Raw genomic sequence first — 17,354 nt, 5'->3', positions numbered from 1 at the left:
ACCGCAAATCAGCATGTACTAAGATAGAGAAGTGTACCCTGCTAACACGGGTGCGGCAAAGCGGTGAAAAAAGGAGCGTATCTGTTGATTTGGAGGGCGTGATTGATTACTATACGCGGCCTGAATTTGGCGTATTGGCCATACCTATACGCTGTTTGTTATTAACGACGTGTGGTGCCCGGCTTAGGATCGGGAGAGCGACACGGCCTTAAATGTTTGAGGTTATCCCATGAAACAAGGTATTCACCCAGAATACACAGCTGTGAACGCTAAATGTTCTTGCGGCAACACTTTCGTATTCAACTCTACTCTAGGTAAAGACGCTCTGAACCTGGACGTATGCGACAAGTGTCACCCATTCTACACTGGTAAACAGCGTCAAGTGAGCACTGGTGGCCGTATCGACAAATTCAACAAGCGTTTTGGCGCTCTGTCTAGCAAGTAATTGCACGTTGAATTTCGAAAAAAGGGGATGCTTCGGCATCCCCTTTTTATACCCATTGATCCTTCCTGAGCCTGTAACAGTCACATTCTGTTAGCGTTTCCTTCCCTGTAGTGACACAGAAATTACCCATTTTTACGGATACGGATCATAGCTCACAACAAACCTGACTAATCCGCTCAGGAATCCTTGGCTCGACCAGATGTTCGGTGCTAGGATTTTCTGCTGCTATCGCATATGATTTAGCGTTTCCAACGAACTGAACATTATTATTATTCAGGATCCTGAACATTATGTCTGAAGATTTTCGCCAACAAGCCCTCCATTACCACGCGTACCCTGTTCCCGGCAAAATTTCTGTTGAGCTGAGTAAACCAGCGAACACTGTTGAAGATCTGGCGCTGGCTTACAGCCCAGGCGTTGCTGAGCCAGTACGTGAAATTGCCCAGAATGCTGAGAATGTTTACAAGTACACCGGCAAAGGCAACATGGTTGCTGTTATTACTAACGGTACGGCCATTCTGGGTCTGGGTAACCTGGGTCCCCTGGCGTCTAAGCCAGTAATGGAAGGGAAAGCGCTGCTGTTCAAGCGTTTTGCTGGCCTGGACTCCATCGATATCGAAGTGAAACACCGTACTATCGACGAGTTCGTTGATACCGTAGCCAACATTGCTGACACCTTCGGTGGTATCAACCTAGAAGACATTAAAGCCCCAGACTGTTTTGAAATCGAAAAACGCCTGATTGAGCGTTGTAACGTACCGGTTTTCCACGATGATCAGCACGGTACCGCTATTGTTACTGCAGCCGGTATGCTGAATGCGCTGGAACTGCAGGGCAAAGACATCAGCGAGGTGGTGATTGTCTGTCTGGGTGCCGGTGCTGCTGCGGTAGCATGTATGGAACTGCTGATTAAGTGTGGCGCACAGCGTGAGAAGATCTACATGCTCGACCGCAAGGGCGTGATCCACACTCGTCGTGATGACATTAACGAATACAAACAACTGTTTGCCAACAACACTGACAAGCGTACGCTGGAAGACGTGATTGACGGCGCAGATATCTTTGTGGGCGTATCGGGTCCGGATCTACTGGCTCCTGAAGCACTGAAACTGATGGCTGACAAGCCGGTGGTCTTTGCGTGTTCAAACCCGGATCCGGAAATCAAACCGGAGCTGGCGCACGCAGTACGTGATGACCTGATCATGGGTACAGGCCGTTCTGACTACCCGAACCAGGTGAACAACGTGATTTGTTTCCCGTTCATCTTCCGTGGTGCACTGGACGTACGTGCCAGCGAAATCAACGATGAGATGAAACTGGCGGCAGTACACGCGATTCGTGAACTGGCGAAAGAGCCGGTACCGGCGGAAGTGGTGGCAGCGGCGGGTGCTCAGTCACTGGAGTTCGGTTCTGAGTACATCATTCCAAAACCAATGGATCCACGTCTGCTGCCGCGCGTTGCGAAAGCGGTGGCTCAGGCGGCAATTGACTCCGGCGTGGCACAGATCGCGATGCCAGTGGGTTACATGGAAGACAAGTAAGTCCATCTGCCTGAAACGAAAAAACCAGCCTGAGGGCTGGTTTTTTTATGGCTGCTGCCAGGGGAATCAGTCGCGAGTGGGCGCCGCGAGGGCACGGTTACTCGTTGATATCTTCGTACTTGATCCCTTTCTCATCCATGATGGCCTTGGCTTCCGCTGGCAGGTCATCCGGGCGATCTTTACGGATGTCATCATCGGTCGGCAACGGCTGGCCGGTGTAGGCATGCAGGAAGGCTTCGCACAGCAGTTCACTGTTGGTCGCATGACGTAAGTTATTAACCTGGCGACGGGTACGTTCATCGGTCAGGATTTTCAGAACCTTCAGTGGGATCGAAACTGTAATTTTCTTTACTTGTTCGTTTTTCTTACCGTGTTCCGCGTATGGACTGATGTATTCGCCATTCCACTCTGCCATTTTTAACCTTCTCAGCGATTTTAAATTGAAGTAATAGAACTAAGACGGATTTTAGCGGGATTTACTGCCATAAGCAAAGACATATGGACGTCTAGAAGTGTTGACGTCCTTTGTGATAGCCGCTATGTTGATGCGTAAAGTTTATTCAGCTGCAATCGCCCAACAAGGAAAGTAACTATGAGTGACAAGAAGCTTGCCACCGTCGCGGTTCGAACCGGCATTGAGTCCGACACCCAGTTTAATGCCGTGGTGCCACCCATCTATCTGACGTCCACCTATGGTTTCCCCCAGTTGGGCGAACTGCCTCAGTATGACTATTCGCGTTCCGGAAATCCAACCCGCAATATGCTGGCAGAAGCACTGGCGGAGCTAGAGGGCGGAGCCGGTGCCATTGTGACGAACTGCGGGACTGCGGCGATTAACTTGCTGGTGTCGGCCTTGCTGGGACCGGGCGATTTGGTTGTGGCACCGCATGACTGCTATGGCGGGACCTACCGCTTGTTCAATACCCGGGCGGAAAAGGGCGATTTTCAGGTCCGCTTCGTGGATCAGACCAACCCGCAGGCGGTGGCTGAGGCGCTGGCACTGAAACCTAAGCTGGTGTGGGTGGAAACGCCGTCCAACCCGCTACTGCGGATCGTGGATATTGCCGAGCTGTGCGCCGCTGCCGACAAAGTCGGGGCGCTGGTCGCGGTCGATAACACCTTCCTGTCACCTATCTTGCAGCAACCCTTGGCGCTGGGCGCCAATTTTGTTGTGCACTCCACCACCAAATACATCAACGGCCATTCTGATGTGCTGGGCGGGGTGCTGGTCGCCAAATCAGAAGAGCAGGCGGAGCACCTGGCATGGTGGGCCAACTGTATCGGCGCTACCGGCGCACCGTTTGATGCGTACCTGACGCTGCGCGGTCTGCGCACGTTGGCTCCACGGATGCGGATGCATGAGGAAAACAGCGCGCAGATTCTGGCATTTCTGCAAACCCAGCCATTGGTCGGACAGATTTATCATCCTAGCCAGCCGTCGCACCCGGGGCATGAGATTGCCCTCCAGCAGCAGAAAGGATTTGGCGCTATGCTGAGTTTTGAGATCGCAGGCTCTCAAGCACAGCTGGAAACCTTTGTCCGTGAGCTAACCTGCTTCTCGCTGGCGGAGTCTCTCGGCGGGACGGAGAGTCTGATTTGCCATCCGGCCAGCATGACCCACCGCGCCATGTCGGATGAAGCGCAGGCTGCGGCCGGGCTGAAGCCGTCATTGTTGCGGTTGTCTGTGGGGCTGGAAGACCCGGCAGATTTGATTGCAGATTTGGCGCAGGCCTTCCAGAAAGCGGCGGAGGTGGCAGCATGAGTGCAGGCAATCCGAGGCAATTGCACAAGTTTGGCGGCAGTAGCCTGGCCGATCCGGACTGTTATCGCCGGGTCGTCGAGATTCTACGGGAATACTCCGGTGACACCGATCTGGTGGTGGTGTCTGCGGCAGGAAAAACCACAAATAATTTAATCGAGTGGCTGACCTTGCTTGGCAAAGACGGCCGTCAGGCCCACGAAGCCCTGCAGGCTTTGCGTCAGTTCCAGCAACAACTGATTGAAAACCTGCTCAGCGGTGAGTTGGCAGATGAGCTGCTGACTCAGCTGCATCTGGAGCTGGGCGAGATCGCCCGTGTCGGGGAGCAGTTGCCGCTCAGTGAAGCGCAGTCAGCCTGGGTTCAAGGGCACGGTGAGCTCTGGTCGGCCCGGCTGATGGCCGCGCTGCTGAGTCAGCAGGGGCTGCCTGCCGTGAACCTGGACTCTCGCCTGTTCCTGCGCACAGAACGCTCGGCACAGCCGGAGGTCGACAGGGCCCAGTCATGGCCGCTGCTCAAGGCGCAACTGGCGCAGCATCAGCATAAGCGGGTGGTGATCACCGGGTTTATGGCGCGTAACGGCGCCGGGGAAACTGTGCTGCTCGGGCGTAACGGCTCGGATTATTCCGCTACCGTGATTGGCGCACTGGCTGAAGTCCAGCGGGTGACGATCTGGAGCGACGTCGCTGGGGTGTACAGTGCCGATCCACGTAAAGTCGGGGATGCCTGTCTGCTGCCGCTGCTGCGGCTCGATGAAGCCAGCGAACTGGCGCGGCTGGCAGCCCCGGTACTGCACAGCCGGACTCTGCAACCGGTGGCGCAGAGTGCCATTGATCTGACCCTGCGTTGCAGCCATCAGCCGGAATCCGGTTCAACCCGGGTTGAGCGGGTGCTGGCCTCCGGACGTGGCGCTAAAATCGTGACGTCACTGGATGACGTCTGTGTGATTGCGTTGTCGGTCCCGCGCTCACAAACCCTGGAGCCGGTGCTGGCGGAGGTCGACCGGTTGCTTCAGCGTGCCCAGTTGTTGCCGCTAGCCCGCAGTGTCGAAGCCGATAAAGGGCGCATTCAGCTGGCGTACACCACCGAAGTGGTCGGCAGCGTTCTGGCATTGCTGCAGGACAGCGGCATTGCGGCGGAAATCAAGCTGCGGGATGGATTCTCGATGGTGGCGGTGGTGGGGGCCGGAGTGGTGAACAATGCCGTGCACTGTTACGGCTTCTATCAGCAGCTCAAGCGCCAGCCGGTGGAATTTATTGCCGAGTCGGAGTCTGGCCTGAGTTTGGTGGGCGTGTTGCGCCAGACTGACCTCGACCGTTTGATCCAGCAGATTCACCAGCATTTGTTCCAGGCGCAGAAACAGATTGGTCTGGTGCTGTGCGGCAAGGGCAATATTGGCAGCCGCTGGCTGGAGTTGTTTGCCCGGGAGAAGGTGGCGCTGGAAAAGCGGCACGGGATGTCATTTACCCTGATTGGGGTGGTGGACAGCCGCCGCTACTGGATTGATACCCGCGGAATTAACCCCGAACAGGCGCTGACGGCCTATGAGGATGAAGCGGTGGAATCTGCCGCGTCTGGCGAATGGCTGAGTGTGCTGGCCAGCCACCCTTACGATGATGTGATTGTGCTGGATGTAACAGCCAGCAGCGAGTTGGCAGCGCGCTATCCGGCCGTTGCCGAGGCGGGCTTTCACCTGATTTCGGCCAACAAGGTCGCCGGGTCGGCTTCCGGCGAGCAGTATCACGCGGTACAGGATGCCTTTGCCAAAAGCAGCCGTTTCTGGCTTTACAACGCCACCGTTGGTGCCGGCTTGCCGGTGAACCACACCGTTCGAGACCTGTGTGACAGCGGCGACACCATTATTGCCCTGTCGGGGATTTTCTCCGGAACGCTGTCCTGGCTGTTCCAGCAGTATGACGGTTCCGTGCCGTTTTCTCAGCTGGTGGAGCAGGCGTGGCAGCAGGGGCTGACCGAGCCGGATCCACGCAGTGACCTTGACGGTAGTGATGTGATGCGCAAGCTGGTGATCCTGGCCCGGGAGTCTGGGTTGGTACTGGAGCCGGAGCAGGTCAGGGTGGAAACTCTGGTGCCGGAAGCTCTGGCTGAGCTTAGTCTGGACGGATTCTTTGAACAGGCTGCGGTACTGGATAACATCCTGGCGGAACGACTCAGTAAGGCGCAGAAGGAAGACAAGGTATTACGCTATATCGCCCGGCTGGATCGCCACGGTAAGGCCGTGGTCGGGGTCGAAGCGCTTTCTCGGGAGCATGCGTTGGCTAACCTGCTGCCGTGCGACAACATCTTTGCTATCGAAAGCCGCTGGTACCGTGATAACCCGCTGGTGATCCGGGGGCCGGGGGCCGGTCGTGACGTCACGGCCGGGGCGCTGCTGTCGGATATCAACCGGATGGCGACTATGCTTTAGGTGAGCGGGAGAAAGTGCGACCGAGACAGGTTATGCGGATCATGCTGCTTGTCAGGTTGCACTTGGTGCGATTCACTGACAATTTAATCAATGGCAGTAACGTGTGCTATCGATCGCGAAAATAACCGGAAAAGCCCGCAAATGCGGGCTTTTTTGCGTTTTTGGCCTGCTTGAAGATCCTGCAATTATCAGTTGAGAAATATTCATGATCATCGTGTTGACATTAAATTGGTTACAAGACATTCTGTAGACATATAGACGTCTAAATGGATATTTCAGGACGTTACGGTTAAGGGAAGGCCAAGGGGCCGAAAGAGGAAGGATTGGATTATGGGATATTCTTACGCAGGCCACTTGGATGCACTAAACCAGAATATTGCTGACCTGAATGGCAACATCAATGTGTCTTTTGAGTTTTTCCCGCCGAGCAGCGAGCAAATGGAGCAAACCTTGTGGCAATCCATTCATCGCCTGAAAACCCTGAAACCGAAGTTTGTGTCAGTGACCTACGGGGCTAACTCCGGCGAGCGGGACCGGACACACTCCATCATCAAAGACATTAAAGATCAGACCGGCCTCATTGCAGCGCCTCACCTGACCTGCATTGATGCCAGCCGCGATGAACTGCGGACCATCGCCCGCGATTACTGGAACAACGGTATTCGCCATATTGTCGCTCTGCGGGGTGATCTGCCGGAGAAAGGCATCAAGCCGGATATGTATGCGGTGGATCTGGTGGAACTGCTGCGCGCGGAAGCAGATTTCGATATCTCAGTGGCGGCTTACCCGGAAGTACATCCGGAAGCCAAAAGCGCACAGGCCGATCTGATTAACCTCAAGCGTAAAGTGGATGCCGGAGCAAGCCGGGCGATCACTCAGTTCTTCTTCGATGTGGAAAGCTACCTGCGTTTTCGCGACCGCTGTGTGGCGGCAGGGATTGATGTAGAGATTGTCCCGGGCATTCTGCCGGTGTCGAACATGAAGCAGGCCAAGCGCTTTGCCAGCACCAATAATGTGAAAATTCCGGGCTGGCTGGAGAAGCAGTACGAAGGGCTGGATGATGATCTGCTCAGCCGCCAGATGGTTGGGGCGAGCAATGCAATTGACATGGTGCGTGTCCTGAGCCGCGAAGGGGTAAAAGATTTCCACTTCTACACCCTGAACCGTGCAGAGCTGACCTACGCCATTTGCCATACTCTGGGTGTGCGGGCGGAAACGGCCTGATGTGACACCACATGGCTGACCGTTCGCCACTGGCGTTGTCCGGGGCGGGTAACCAGCCAGATAAGCATAAAAAAAGCCGCTGCATGTGCAGCGGCTTGTGTTTGTGGCGGGCTGCCGTCGGGCGGCTTTCGCGCGATATCGTATGAGCTTACAGGGCTACCGGGCTGTTAGGGGCATCCATGTCTTTCAGCTCGACCAGTACCTCTTCTGCCCAGTCGATCCATGCCTGACGATTATGGATAGCACGGCGCAGTGTCAGTCGGTCAAGACGGGACTGGCGATCCATGTTTTTGTAATCGGCGAAATGGACTTTTTCCAGCTCGGCATAGTGGTTCAGCAGCGTGTGTGATTCTTCAATCAGGCCTTCCAGCTGACGCTGCATCGGCTCAGAGTTGTGCACACTGCATACCACCAGTTTCGCAGAAAACTCATCGCGAATGGTTGGGTTACGTGCCGGCTCCTGGAACCACTCGAACAGCGCCTGGCGACCCAGATCCGTGATCGAGTACACCTTACGGTCCGGTTTGCCTTCCTGAGGTTCAAGCTTGCAAGTGACCTGATCGTTGCCGGCCATCTTGTTCAGCTCACGGTAAACCTGCTGGTGGCTGGCTTTCCAGAAATAGCCGATACTGTTGGAAAACTCTTTAGTAATATCGTAGCCCGTTGCGTCGCGGTTGCTCAGCACGGTCAAAATAACGTGTGGTAGTGACATCTCTTCTATCCGTTAAAATACAACAAAAAGATAAAACCAATCAGACCTTTTACCCTTCGCTCTATGGCGTATTTATAATCGTGTTGTTGCAGTGCCTGATCGGGATCACGTAGCATACACATCAATTGACGACATTTCGACATCAGAGCGTGATATCGCAAAATAAAGATGCAACCAATTGTGAGTCTTGTGACGATTGTCTACATATTGACAAGGTTAAGAGTAAAAATGCACTGCACACGGTTTTGCTTCACCTGTGTTCACTGCATAAACATTAGCTGATGTGCGATCACAGGACTTGTCTCAAAGATGAGTCACTGGGCAGATTGACGGGAAGAGCAAAAAGAAAAGGCCACATGACTGTGGCCTTTTTTGGATCTTCAGGGGCATTAACCGGTGTTACGCATCCCGGTTGCGATGCCGGCGATGGTAATCATCAAGGCTTCTTCCAGCATTGGTGAACCGCCGTCCTGCTGACGGGTCCGGTACAGCAGCTCAGCCTGCAACATGTTCAGCGGTTCCACGTAGATGTTACGCAGGCGGATAGACTCGGCCCCCCACGGGTTCTGCTCCATCAGGTGGGCGCTGTTTTCCACATTCAGCACCGCTTTAATATCACTTTGCAGCTGCCCGCGCAGTTTCTGACCCAATGGCCACAGTGACTTGTCGGTCAGACGCTGGTCGTAGTATTCCGCAATGCCGATATTGGTTTTGGTGAACACCATTTCCAGCATACCAAGACGGGTGGAGAAGAACGGCCATTCGCGGCACATTTCCTCCAGCTGAGGTGCGTGGCCTTGGTCGATGGCGTGCTGGATGGCTTCACCGGCACCCAGCCAGGCGGGTAGCAGCAGGCGGTTCTGGCTCCAGGCGAAAATCCATGGGATGGCGCGCAGGCTCTCGACGCCGCCTTGCGGGTTACGTTTCGCCGGACGGGAGCCCAGCGGCAGTTTACCCAGCTCCAGTTCCGGAGTGGCGGCGCGGAAGTAAGGCACAAAATCCGGTGTACCGCGCACCACGGCACGGTATGCCTCGCAGGAGACGTCCGACAGCATATCCATCACCTGGCGCCAGTTCTGTTTCGGCTCCGGTGGCGGCAGCAGGTTGGCTTCCAGGATTGCACTGGCGTACAGGCTCAGGCTGTTGATCGCCACTTCCGGCAGGCCGAGTTTAAAGCGAATCATTTCTCCCTGCTCCGTTACTCGCAGGCCGCCTTTCAGGCTGCGCGGCGGCTGGGACAGCAGGGCGGCATGTGCCGGTGCGCCGCCCCGGCCGAGAGAGCCGCCGCGACCGTGGAACAGGGTCAGGTCGACACCGGCTTCATCACACACGGCCACCAGTGCTTCCATTGCGCGGTACTGCGCCCAGCCCGCGGCCATTACCCCGGCGTCTTTTGCTGAGTCTGAATAGCCAATCATCACCATCTGGTGATTCTGGATAAAGCCGCGATACCAGTCGATGTGCATCAGTTGCTTGATCACGGCTTCGGCGTTGTTAAGGTCGTCGAGGGTTTCGAACAGCGGGCAGACATCCATCCGGAAGCGGCAACCGGCTTCCTGCAGCAGCAGGTGCACGGCCAGGACATCAGAGGCGGTACGGGCCATGGAAATTACATAGGCCCCCAGCGCTTCGCGCGGTTGTTCGGCAATCGCTTTGCAGGTCTCGATGACTTCGCGAACTTCAGCGGACGGCTCCCAGTCGCGTGGCAGGAGCGGGCGCTTGGACGACAGCTCGCGCACCAGGAAGGCGATCTTATCCTGCTCGTTCCACTGATCGTAATCACCCAGACCCAGATAGCGGGTCAGCTCGGAAATCACGTTGCTGTGACGGGTACTTTCTTGACGGATATCAAGCCGTACCAGGTGGACACCGAAACATTTAATGCGGCGCAGCACATCCAGCAGCAGGCCGTCGGCAATAATGCCCATGCCACATTCGTGCAGCGACTGGTAACAGGCGTGCAGCGGGATCCACAGTTGATCGACATGGTCGATGATACCGGTGCTCGGTACATCCTGCCCTTTAATCCGGGCATCGAGTACGTCACGGGTGTTGGTCAGGCGGGTGCGCAGATCTTTGAGGATGGCACGGTACGGTTCGTGCTCCTCACCGGCCAGGGAGCGGACCGCGTCATTGCATTTGACCATCGACAGCTCGCTGACCAGCTCCTGGATATCCTGCAGATACAGATCGGCGGCTTTCCAGCGCGACAGCAGCAGGACTTCACGGGTCACGTCGGAGGTCACAAATGGGTTACCGTCGCGGTCTCCCCCCATCCAGGAGGAAAAAGTCACCGGGGCGGCATCAATCGGTAGCCCTTCGCCAAATTGCTCGGTCAGCTTTTCGTCGAATTGGCGCAGAAACTCGGGTACGGCCTGCCACAGGGAGTTTTCGACCACGGCAAAGCCCCATTTGGCCTCATCAAGCGGAGTCGGACGCTGCTGGCGGATGACATCTGAGTGCCAGGCCTGAGCAATCAGCTGCTCCAGGCGACGCTCAACCCGCTGGCGCTCACGAGGCGAGAGCTCGCTCAGTTCCAGCTTGGACAGGCAGTTGTTGATTTGCACCAGTTTGTGAATCATGGTGCGTCGGGCAATTTCAGTCGGGTGTGCGGTCAGTACCAGATCGATGTTGAGATCTCGTACCGCCTGAATGGTGTCAAACTGAGAAATGTCCTGGTTGCTGAGTTTGGCAAACAGGCCTTCCAGGGCGTCCGGTGTGCTGACATATTCCTCGCAGTGACGGGAGACCGTGTGGTACTGCTCGGCAATATTGGTCAGGTTCAGGAACTGGCTGAAGGCGCGGGCAACCGGGAGCAGCTCATCGTCAGGCAGGTTTTGCAGCTCTTCGATCAGCTTGGCGCGATCATCCTGATTTCCTGCGCGGGCAGATTTAGACAGTTTTCGAATGGCCTCGACTTTGTCGAGCAACTCTTCACCGTGCGCATCTTTAATGGTGGTGCCCAGCATGTGGCCAAGCATACTGACATTGCTACGCAGCGCGCTGTACTTTTCGTTCATATCGCATCCATCTCGTAAATTAATTACATCCAATTCATCCTGTATGAGGACAATCTAGCTGTGATCCCACTTTAAGGTCAACACGGATTGTATTTACCGGTAATAAAGCAACACTGCTTTGATATTTGTCATGCTATGCGACCTGTTTTGTAACAAATTTCCAAAAAAATGCCGTAATTGAGCACAAAGAACGCGTGCTGCTTATACGATCTGTGGTTTATCTGTCCACCTTGTCATTACGACAGAGCGATCTGCTGAAGCGAAAAGCTGGTGGCTTTGCGCTCCTGCCTGAATATCCCCTCGAAAACAGACTTTTTTTCTTTCAGCGGTTGACAGAGTAGGGAATTATAGGTAAACATACAAATGCAAAATAAATGAATACAAATTCCATTTGTATTTTTTCACGGACAACGTACTGAAGCAGCCACTTTCAGCCCAGTTAAGTAGGAAGTTGTTAACATGAGCCAAGCGAGCCTTCACAATCTGAATTCCCTCCGACGACGCTAAGTCTCATCGCTTGGTGCCATACCGTGCACCCCTCTATCTAGGTGGCAGCCCGTCTGCACATCGACCCGATATACATCATCACAAACGGATTAACTATGTTGAACACCCTGATTATTGGTGCCAGCGGCTATACCGGCGCAGAACTGGCAAAAATGGTGCACGTGCATCCTCATCTGGCACTCGCGGGTTTGTATGTCTCGGCGAACAGCGTAGATGCCCACAAACCAATCAGTGAACTGCATGGCCAGTTGAAAGGCATTGTTGATATGCCACTGCAGCCTCTGACGGATCCGGCAGAAATTGCGACTCAGGCGGACATTGTCCTGCTGGCAACAGCCCATGAAGTCAGCCACGACTTGGCGCCGGTTTTCCTGGCCGCCGGTTGTCAGGTGTTTGATCTGTCCGGTGCATTCCGGGTGCAGGGTGATGATTTTTATCCTCAGTATTACGGTTTCAGTCATCAACACCCGCAGTGGCTGGATCATGCGGTGTACGGCTTGGCCGAATGGAATGGCGCCGCTATTGCGCAGGCTCAGCTGATTGCGGTACCGGGTTGTTATCCGACAGCGTCGCAACTGGCGTTAAAGCCATTGATTGAACAAGGTCTGCTGGACGGCTCCATGCTGCCGGTGATCAATGCGGTTAGCGGTGTGTCCGGGGCTGGACGCAAAGCCAGCATGACTAACAGCTTTTGCGAAGTCAGCCTGCAGGCCTACGGGATTTTCTCCCACCGGCACCAGCCGGAAATTGCCAGTCACCTGGGACAGGACGTGATCTTCACGCCGCATCTGGGCAACTTTAAGCGCGGGATCCTGGCCACTATTACGGCCAAGCTGGCACCAGGGGTGACAGCGGCGCACGTAGCCGACGCGATGCAGAACGCTTACCCGACATCGGCAGACCCGCATGCAGTGCGTTTGCTCGGTGAGCAGGCGGCCAAACTGCAGAATGTTGTGAATACCTGCTTCTGCGATATTGGCTGGAAGATACAGCAAGAACACATCATTTTAACATCAGCAATCGATAATTTGCTGAAAGGTGCATCGTCGCAAGCGATGCAGTGCATAAATATTCGTAATGGTTTTCCGCAATTGACGGCATTGGTTTAGGAGAGTTGGCATGAATCAGGTTCCTTTGGTGATCAAACTCGGCGGGGCAGTGCTGTCTTGTGCTGAGACCCTGGAAAAGTTGTTTGGGGCTATCAGCCAGTATCAGGTAAAGGCACAGCGCCCGCTGGTGCTGGTACACGGTGGCGGGTCACTGGTTGATGACCTGATGACCAAGCTGCAGTTACCAACCGTGAAGAAGGAAGGGCTGCGGGTCACACCGGTTGAGCATATTCCGTATATCGCCGGCGCGCTGGCCGGAACGGCAAACAAGCTGCTGCAGGGACAGGCGCTGAAATGCGGTGTCGCGGCAGTGGGCCTGAGCCTGGCTGACGGCGGCCTGTGTCAGGTGACTGAGCTGGATCCTGAGTTGGGGGCTGTCGGTAAGGCGGCACCGGGCAACAGCCAGCTGATTCACACCATGCTGGCGGCCGGTTACGTACCTATCATCAGTTCGATCGGGCTCGACAGCCAGGGACTGCTGATGAATGTCAACGCGGATCAGGCCGCGGTGGCGGTGGCTGCAGCACTTGATGCTGAGCTGGTGCTGCTGTCTGACGTCAGCGGGGTACTGGACGGCAAGGGTCGCTTAATCAGCAAGTTGACTGAGAAGGAAGCGGAAGCCCTGATTGCCCAGGCGGTGATCACCGACGGCATGATTGTCAAAGTCCGGGCCGCGTTTGAGGCGGCCAATGCGCTGGGGCGGCCGATTGAAATCGCGACCTGGCGTTACCCAGATAAGCTGGCGGCCCTGTTTGACGGCCAGAGTATCGGCACCAAATTTACGCCTCAGGCGGCATAGCCTGACCTTTCTTTAGACACGGATTTTTTCAATACCCATTTTAGAGCCATACGCCTGAGCGGGATGACCGCCGAGCGGGCAAGCAGGAGAAGTATTATGAGCAAGGTAAATAAAGTTGTTTTAGCCTATTCCGGCGGTCTGGATACATCGGCCATCATTCCTTGGCTGAAAGAAAACTATGACTGTGAAGTGATTGCGTTCGTGGCCGATGTGGGTCAGGGCGAAGAAGAGCTGGTTGGCATCGAAGAGAAAGCGCTGGCATCTGGGGCATCTGCCTGCTACATCGCTGATCTTAAAGAAGAGATGGTGAAAGACTACATTTTCCCAAGCCTGAAAACTGGCGCGGTGTATGAAGGTAAATACCTGCTGGGTACCTCCATGGCGCGTCCGATCATTGCCAAAGCGCAGGTTGAGTGTGCACTGGAAGTGGGGGCTGACGCTTTGTGCCACGGCTGTACCGGTAAAGGTAACGATCAGGTGCGTTTTGAAAGTGCCTATGCCGCACTGGCGCCGCAGTTGACTGTGATTGCGCCTTGGCGTGAGTGGGATCTGCGTAGCCGTGAAGCGCTGCTGGCGTACCTGGCCGAGCGTAACATTCCGACCACGGCGACCCTGGAAAAAATCTACTCCCGTGATGCGAACGCCTGGCATATCTCAACCGAAGGTGGCGTACTGGAAGATACCTGGAATCAGCCAAATGAGCTGTGCTGGGTGTGGACCAAAGATCCTGAGCAAGCCCCGGATCAGCCGGAGCTGGTATCCCTGACGGTTGAAAAAGGTGAAGTAGTCGCGGTGGACGGTCAGGCGATGAGTCCATACCAGGCACTGGTAGCGCTGAACCAGAAAGGCGCGGAGCACGGCGTGGGTCGTATCGACATCGTTGAGAACCGTCTGGTCGGCATCAAGTCACGCGGCTGTTACGAAACCCCGGGAGGCACCATTATGATGGAAGCCCTACGTGCGGTAGAGCAGCTGGTACTGGATAAAGATGCGTTTGAGTTCCGTGAAACGCTGGGCCTGAAAGCCTCTCACCTGATCTACGACGGCCGTTGGTTTACCCCGCTGTGTAAATCTTTGTTGTCTGCGGCAGAAGAACTGGCGCAGGATGTGAGCGGTGAGGTTGTCGTGAAGCTGTATAAAGGTCAAGCTACCGTTGTGCAGAAGCGTTCGGTGAACAGTCTGTACTCGGAAGAGTTTGCGACCTTCGGGGAAGACGAAGTGTATGACCACAGCCATGCTGGTGGCTTCATCCGTCTGTACTCGCTGGCCAGCCGTATCCGTGCGCTCAATGCACAGAAAAAACAGTAATCGCAACCTGACACAATAACAAACGAGCAAGTCGAGCAAGCAGCAAAGGAGAAGTACCATGGCACTCTGGGGCGGACGGTTCAGCCAGGCAGCTGACACAAGATTTAAGCAATTCAACGACTCATTGCGTTTTGACTACCGCCTGGCGGAGCAGGACATCGTGGGTTCCATTGCCTGGTCAAAGGCGCTGCGCCAGGTGGATGTACTGACCGAAGAAGAGCAACAGCGACTGGAGTTGGCGCTCAACGAGCTGAAGCTGGCGGTGATGGAAGATCCGGCGCAGATTCTGCAGTCGGATGCCGAAGACATTCATAGCTGGGTTGAGCAGCAGCTGATCAACAAAGTGGGCGATCTGGGCAAGAAACTGCATACCGGCCGTTCCCGTAATGATCAGGTGGCGACAGACCTGAAGCTTTGGTGCCGTCAGCAAGGTCAGCAACTGCTGCTGATGCTCGACCAGCTGCAAAATCAGTTGGTCACGGTGGCACGCCAGCACCAGAACACGGTGCTGCCGGGTTATACCCACCTGCAGCGGGCGCAACCGGTGACGTTTGCGCACTGGAGCCTGGCGTACGTGGAAATGTTCGAGCGGGATTACTCCCGTCTGACTGACGCACTGGAGCGACTGGATACTTGTCCGCTTGGCTCCGGGGCACTGGCCGGTACCGCGTACCCGATTGACCGGGAACAGCTGGCGCACAGCCTGGGTTTCCATCGGGCGACCCGCAACAGCCTGGATTCGGTGTCTGACCGGGATCACGTGATGGAGCTGCTTTCGACGGCGTCAATTTCGATGCTGCACCTGTCGCGGATGGCAGAAGATCTGATTTTCTACAACTCTGGCGAGTCCAATTTCATTGAACTGGCGGATACGGTGACTTCCGGGTCGTCGCTGATGCCACAGAAGAAAAATCCGGATGCCCTGGAGCTGATCCGGGGCAAGTGCGGCCGGGTGTATGGTTCGATGGCCGGGATGATGATGACAGTCAAAGCCCTGCCGCTGGCCTACAACAAAGACATGCAGGAAGACAAAGAAGGGCTGTTTGACGCGCTGGACACCTGGTATGAGTGCATGGAGATGGCCGCGCTGTGCTTTGATGGCATCAAAGTGAATCAGGAGCGGACGCTGGAAGCGGCGATGCAGGGTTACTCGAATGCCACCGAGCTGGCGGACTATTTGGTTGCCAAAGGCATCCCGTTCCGTGAAGCGCACCATATCGTCGGGGTCGCGGTTGTCGCGGCGATCGCGAAGGGATGTGCACTGGAAGAGCTGTCGCTGGAAGAAATGAAGGCATTTTCGGCTGTGATTGATGCGGATGTCTACCCGATCCTGACCATTGAATCCTGCCTTGAGAAGCGTTGTGCGCTGGGCGGGGTGGCCCCGAACCAGGTGGATTACGCTATCGGTCAGGCCGAGAAGCGGTTGGAAAAACGTTACACTCCGGGCGTTAAAGTGCGGGGCGCTCGTCTGACGGATCTGGATGCCATTGAAGGTATGGTGGCGTACTGGGCCGGACTGGGGGAAAACCTGCCCCGGATGCGTAACGAACTGGTGCGGGATATCGGCTCCTTCGCGGTGGCAGAGCATCATGGCACCGTCACCGGCTGTGCTTCGCTGTATGTCTATGACTCCGGGTTGGCAGAAATCCGCTCGCTGGGAGTGGAGGCCGGATGGCAACATCAGGGGCAGGGCAAGGCGATAGTCGAGCACCTGATTGAAAAAGCCGGCCAGATGGCGATTAAAAAGGTGTTTGTTCTGACTCGGGTGCCGGAGTTTTTCATGAAGCAGGGCTTTGTTCCAACGTCCAAAACACTGCTGCCGGAAAAAGTGATGAAAGACTGCGACCGTTGTCCGCGCCAGCATGCCTGTGATGAAGTGGCACTGGAAGTCCGACTGGATCAGGAGCAGATGATTCCGACCGTCAACGTGGCGTGAATAGCACTTTGATTGGTACTGTAAATAAACCACACCCGGTCTTTGTGCCGGGTGTTTTTTTAGTGCGGTTTGTGGGTATGGGTGATCAGCGGGTTTAACGCCAGCCCGTGAGCCGCGCATCTCTCGCCCTTTGGCCTATATTTTCTCATCGCTTACCACTCATTTCTCAACACTTATTCTTCACCCCTCATCGCTCACACTCATCTATCAACAGTCACAGCTGCGCCCGGAATTGCACTTGCTGGTCAGGATTCAGGGATGATCGTTGTCTGGTCGTGGCATTGGGGGTGTACGTGGAGAGGCGGCGAGCCGGGATGCCGCACGGTGTAGTTGGTGGGCCCGAACTCCGTGTGCCAGCAGCAACAGACTGAAACCGCTGGACGCGACCAGCAGAGTAATGGCATTCAGGGTATGCGGAGTCTCGCGGTACAGCAGCCACCAGGCCAGCCAGCTGAGCGGCGCCAGCACTGACAACTGCACCATGCACCGGCGACAGCGGCCCAGTTTCTGGAAAAACACGGATGAGCGGCACGGTTGGCAGGCCATGCTGAGTCCTTACAGTGGTAATCGG

Annotated in this window: 13 protein-coding genes; 9 read left to right on the top strand and 4 right to left on the bottom strand. The window is 55.5% G+C overall.

The features are described from left to right. The first annotated feature begins 229 nt into the window (after positions 1 to 229). Complete coding sequence (rpmE, locus tag C9I92_RS19505) at positions 230 to 445, top strand: 50S ribosomal protein L31 (protein ID WP_084712681.1); 216 nt, start codon at positions 230 to 232, stop codon at positions 443 to 445. Positions 446 to 735: 290 nt separating this feature from the next. After that, a complete protein-coding gene (locus C9I92_RS19500) occupies positions 736 to 1,986 on the top strand; it encodes a malic enzyme-like NAD(P)-binding protein (protein WP_047887176.1) in 1,251 nt (416 codons plus the stop codon). Positions 1,987 to 2,083: 97 nt separating this feature from the next. Here the strand turns inward: C9I92_RS19500 and metJ are convergent, their stop codons facing one another. Further along, positions 2,084 to 2,401, bottom strand: a complete 318-nt coding sequence (gene metJ, locus C9I92_RS19495; protein WP_047887175.1) for a met regulon transcriptional regulator MetJ — start codon at positions 2,399 to 2,401, stop codon at positions 2,084 to 2,086. Positions 2,402 to 2,578: 177 nt separating this feature from the next. On the opposite strand from metJ, the gene C9I92_RS19490 reads away from it, so the two are divergent. From C9I92_RS19490 to metF, 3 genes are all read left to right on the top strand, one after another. Then, entirely contained in the window at positions 2,579 to 3,748 is a 1,170-nt protein-coding gene (locus tag C9I92_RS19490) for an O-succinylhomoserine (thiol)-lyase (protein WP_047887174.1), read from the top strand. Beyond that, complete coding sequence (locus C9I92_RS19485) at positions 3,745 to 6,168, top strand: bifunctional aspartate kinase/homoserine dehydrogenase II (RefSeq protein WP_047887173.1); 2,424 nt, start codon at positions 3,745 to 3,747, stop codon at positions 6,166 to 6,168. The genes C9I92_RS19490 and C9I92_RS19485 overlap by 4 nt, the downstream gene beginning before the upstream one ends. Positions 6,169 to 6,498: 330 nt before the next feature. After that, a complete protein-coding gene (gene metF / locus C9I92_RS19480) occupies positions 6,499 to 7,392 on the top strand; it encodes a methylenetetrahydrofolate reductase (protein ID WP_047887172.1) in 894 nt (297 codons plus the stop codon). Between the two features lie 148 nt (positions 7,393 to 7,540). On the opposite strand, the gene C9I92_RS19475 is transcribed toward metF, so the two are convergent. Next, positions 7,541 to 8,104 (bottom strand): PadR family transcriptional regulator, encoded by a 564-nt coding sequence (locus C9I92_RS19475; RefSeq protein WP_047887171.1) that lies wholly within the window; start codon positions 8,102 to 8,104, stop codon positions 7,541 to 7,543. A gap of 389 nt (positions 8,105 to 8,493) precedes the next feature. Beyond that, entirely contained in the window at positions 8,494 to 11,124 is a 2,631-nt protein-coding gene (ppc, locus tag C9I92_RS19470) for a phosphoenolpyruvate carboxylase (protein WP_047887170.1), read from the bottom strand. Positions 11,125 to 11,726: 602 nt separating this feature from the next. Here ppc and argC point away from each other — a divergent pair. The 4 genes from argC to argH all read left to right on the top strand — a co-directional run bounded on the left by argC (position 11,727) and on the right by argH (position 16,783). Then, positions 11,727 to 12,740 carry an N-acetyl-gamma-glutamyl-phosphate reductase gene (gene argC / locus C9I92_RS19465; RefSeq protein WP_047887169.1) on the top strand — a complete coding sequence of 338 codons (1,014 nt, stop codon included), beginning with the start codon at positions 11,727 to 11,729 and terminating at the stop codon, positions 12,738 to 12,740. Between the two features lie 10 nt (positions 12,741 to 12,750). Continuing rightward, positions 12,751 to 13,539 carry an acetylglutamate kinase gene (gene argB / locus C9I92_RS19460; RefSeq protein ID WP_047887168.1) on the top strand — a complete coding sequence of 263 codons (789 nt, stop codon included), beginning with the start codon at positions 12,751 to 12,753 and terminating at the stop codon, positions 13,537 to 13,539. A 96-nt stretch (positions 13,540 to 13,635) separates the two neighbouring features. Then, positions 13,636 to 14,847 (top strand): argininosuccinate synthase, encoded by a 1,212-nt coding sequence (locus C9I92_RS19455; RefSeq protein WP_047887167.1) that lies wholly within the window; start codon positions 13,636 to 13,638, stop codon positions 14,845 to 14,847. A 58-nt stretch (positions 14,848 to 14,905) separates the two neighbouring features. After that, on the top strand, positions 14,906 to 16,783 hold the full coding sequence (argH, locus tag C9I92_RS19450) for an argininosuccinate lyase (RefSeq protein WP_047887166.1): 1,878 nt from the start codon (positions 14,906 to 14,908) through the stop codon (positions 16,781 to 16,783). Positions 16,784 to 17,035: 252 nt separating this feature from the next. Here the strand turns inward: argH and C9I92_RS19445 are convergent, their stop codons facing one another. Next, positions 17,036 to 17,329 (bottom strand): DUF3624 domain-containing protein, encoded by a 294-nt coding sequence (locus tag C9I92_RS19445; RefSeq protein WP_084712680.1) that lies wholly within the window; start codon positions 17,327 to 17,329, stop codon positions 17,036 to 17,038. Between the last annotated feature and the right edge of the window lie 25 nt (positions 17,330 to 17,354).

Origin of the sequence: Photobacterium ganghwense, from assembly GCF_003025595.1 — a bacterium.
GTDB classification, from domain to species: Bacteria; Pseudomonadota; Gammaproteobacteria; order Enterobacterales; family Vibrionaceae; genus Photobacterium; species Photobacterium ganghwense.
The sequence above is the reverse complement of the archived record's forward strand: the minus strand, read 5'-3'. Positions and strand labels throughout refer to the sequence as shown.